The 2,743-nt window shown below is 56.7% G+C and carries 5 protein-coding genes; 3 read left to right on the top strand and 2 right to left on the bottom strand.

The window, feature by feature from the left end:
• Positions 1-960 precede the first annotated feature (960 nt).
• The gene (locus WBF74_RS02955) at positions 961-1,209 is read left to right on the top strand and encodes a hypothetical protein (RefSeq protein WP_424434935.1); all 249 of its coding nucleotides are present in this window, start codon (positions 961-963) and stop codon (positions 1,207-1,209) included.
• Positions 1,210-1,345: 136 nt separating this feature from the next.
• Here WBF74_RS02955 and WBF74_RS02950 read toward each other — a convergent pair whose 3' ends face one another.
• The gene (locus WBF74_RS02950; protein WP_424434932.1) at positions 1,346-1,711 is read right to left on the bottom strand and encodes a hypothetical protein; all 366 of its coding nucleotides are present in this window, start codon (positions 1,709-1,711) and stop codon (positions 1,346-1,348) included.
• A 52-nt stretch (positions 1,712-1,763) separates the two neighbouring features.
• Here WBF74_RS02950 and WBF74_RS02945 point away from each other — a divergent pair, with 52 nt between their 5' ends.
• Entirely contained in the window at positions 1,764-2,006 is a 243-nt protein-coding gene (locus tag WBF74_RS02945) for a hypothetical protein (RefSeq protein ID WP_424434929.1), read from the top strand.
• On the opposite strand, the gene WBF74_RS02940 is transcribed toward WBF74_RS02945, so the two are convergent.
• Positions 1,975-2,394: a hypothetical protein gene (locus WBF74_RS02940; RefSeq protein ID WP_424434926.1), complete on the bottom strand. Its 420-nt coding sequence runs from the start codon at positions 2,392-2,394 to the stop codon at positions 1,975-1,977. The genes WBF74_RS02945 and WBF74_RS02940 overlap by 32 nt on opposite strands.
• A 62-nt stretch (positions 2,395-2,456) precedes the next feature.
• Here WBF74_RS02940 and WBF74_RS02935 point away from each other — a divergent pair.
• Positions 2,457-2,743: Arm DNA-binding domain-containing protein (locus WBF74_RS02935; RefSeq protein WP_424434923.1), on the top strand; the 287-nt coding region annotated here is incomplete at its 3' end.

The raw sequence follows: 2,743 nt of genomic DNA, 5'->3' as shown, positions 1-2,743 counted from the left end.
TCGGCAAAGACTGAGTTTATTTCGATCATGGCGCGGCAGCATCACGCCCGTCGTCCAGCAACCACAATACTGAAATTCCGGTATTGCAAGGTGGCTCGCGCTTATTCGCTCGATGACCTGCCGCAGGTGTTGGGAAACATCGAGGTAGGGGAAGCGCACTCTGCGGATTGAAACGATCCTGCCAGGCGCGGTCGAGCGACAGGGCATGACGATCAGGAGGCTGGAGAAGATCTATTACGTCCGGTGAGCGGTGGCGGGACGAGCGGGGATGGAGCAGCACTGTGCATGGTGGGAAATCAAAAATCGTTCCTCCCCATCAATCCTTTAGCGGGCTGTGGAACTAGGGGAGATCAGGCCCGACGTCTAGAAGTCGATTTGTTATTTCGACAACCTGTCCGTGCGGGTGGCCGGAGGAGAAAGCTACATGCACGGAACCATAATTCACGCGTCAGAACGTCATCATCGCGTCGTACGAAAATACACTGATTGGACGTTGAAAGAACATGAGGTCGTCGTTTCACATTGGCCGAATGTCGACGCCATTCGACGTAGATTACCGCACCGGACTCCCAAGGCGATCTACTCCTTCGCCAGCAAATGTAACCTCAGGAAGCCGATCCATTCTTGGACCCAGAGGCAAGATAGCATCTTGCGTAAGCGTGTCCGAGAGGGCGTTCCTCGACGGGAGATCGCCGCCGAGTTAGGGCTAACGATGATGCAGGTTGCCAACAGAATGGCATATACCAACCTTCGCTATGACCGGCGACCTCCCAAGCCTACTGGCCATGCGCTGATGGATGCAATACTGCGCCGCGCTTTCGATCTCAACCTTTCACGTCAAGACCTAGACCAGATGTGTCGATCCGGTAGGTCGTTTGCGGGGTGGTCACCCGCTCGAGGAGTTCACATTCGTCACGTTTGGAAAGCGGTCCAAGAGCTTGATGGGAAATTCTTGATCGAATGGACATCGCAATGAGCGAGTTCTTTCGGAAGCGCATAGAAGCGACAATCGAGTATCTCTTGACTGTCTTGGACGAGATGGATGGCGATCCGGATTTTGAACCGGAACCGCTTGAAGAGCAGAATGATGCGGAGGCCGATCTTACTTGGACCAGCGGTATCGCCCCGGGATGGTTTCTTGTCGCGGAAAGAGCTAGGCGGCGCAACGACGAGCCGGACATGCCGCCCGGCCCCGAAGGGCGTTGTTGAACGCACACCGCCTGTTGGTGTCTGCCGGCAAGGGCCTGCTTTAAAGGATTTGGTTGAGGAAGTTCACCGCAACGGCGTCCTTGAGCTTATCGTCTTTCTTGACAGTGCAGTCCTAGCAGGCCGGACGGGGCTCCAACTACTGCTGCCGATCAAGACTCTCTATGTAGTCTTGAATAATTGATATGCCGATTCGCTCACGAGCATCCTCAGTTTGAGCGGTCACCTTTGCTCTCGCTATGAGAACTTCCAAATCGGTCTTCACATTGTCGAAGGACGGCTTAAGTCCCCGAAGCTCAAATTCTGCGCGTGTGTCTTCATTGTCGCGGCGCTGGTTGTCGCTGTGGACGAATGTTCGAAAGGTATGCTCGAACAGCGTTTGAAGCTCAGTACCGTTCAAACCCTGAAGCGCTCGGCCGCGTGAAACGTAGTCTGAGATTAGGTCAGCCTCAGCCTTCGCAAGTGCGTAACCAACGGCATTGTTTGCGAATTCATCGTTTGCCATATGCGAAGTATCTGCCCGGCCGCCGCAAGGCGCAAGACCCCGGAGGGAGTGCTTGACAGGCATCCGATGCCCGTCCTGCAAAAAGCCAAACAACTATTCCCCGGCCGATCTGATTGCCGTCGTCGGTGACGTTGAGGTGGATGAGCTTATGCGCCGAATGAAGTGCGGCTGCGGCGGTTCTCACTTCCTTGATGTCACCACGGTCATCCCATCGGGGCCGGAAGCGGTAGGGCTAAAAATCGGTCGCCTGGTGCCGATCAAGGTCAAGCGGGTTCCGGTCTGGAAAGACGACTAGCTTTCACATAGCGGCGCTGCCGCCAATCGTATTTGACGCCGGCCGGGGCCTGAAAACCTCGCGCCGGCTTTTTTGTGTCAGGTGTTGCCATGATGGCAATACCTTCATGACCTGTATCATGCAGGTGCCTTGGCGTCCCGGCCTCGGCCTGCCGCTTGGCTTTGGCGATGCGGGCCACGTCTGTCTTGTCCTTCTGTCGCCTGCAAGCTTCATGGGCCGGCGCGCAGTTGGTATTGAGGTCGGGGCCAAGCAGCCCGAGCGCGGTTAAATGTTCGACGGTCCACTGGTCGTTGTGCCGGTGGATCGGCTGGCCGCACAGGCAGCAAGGGGCGATGTTGTTGGCGGTGCAATGCTCGCCGAAAATGTGCTGGCGGCACTTCTGCGACATGCGCTGCCTCGGAGTGGATTGGTTCCGCCGTGGTTCCGCGGAACTTGATGATAGGGTCGATTGTGCCGAAGATTACGAAGCGCGTTGTAGATGCTTTCCAGCCTGACAGGACGGCTGAGCGCTTCTTGTGGGACAGCGAACTCAAGGGCTTCGGCGTTCGCATGATGCCAAGCGGCGTCGGCTCGTACATCGTCAAATATCGAACTGCCGAAAACCGCCAACGCAAGATGACGATTGGCCGGATCGGCACGATGACGACAGAAGAGGCTCGCCAGCTTGCCCGCGAGCATCTGACCAGCGCCAGCAAGGGCGGCGATCCCTCAGCGGAGCGCAAACAGCTTCGAAAGAA

It is taken from the genome of Parvibaculum sp., from assembly GCF_049672805.1.
Classification (GTDB): Bacteria; Pseudomonadota; Alphaproteobacteria; order Parvibaculales; family Parvibaculaceae; genus Parvibaculum.
This window is presented reverse-complemented; position numbering and strand designations above follow the sequence as displayed.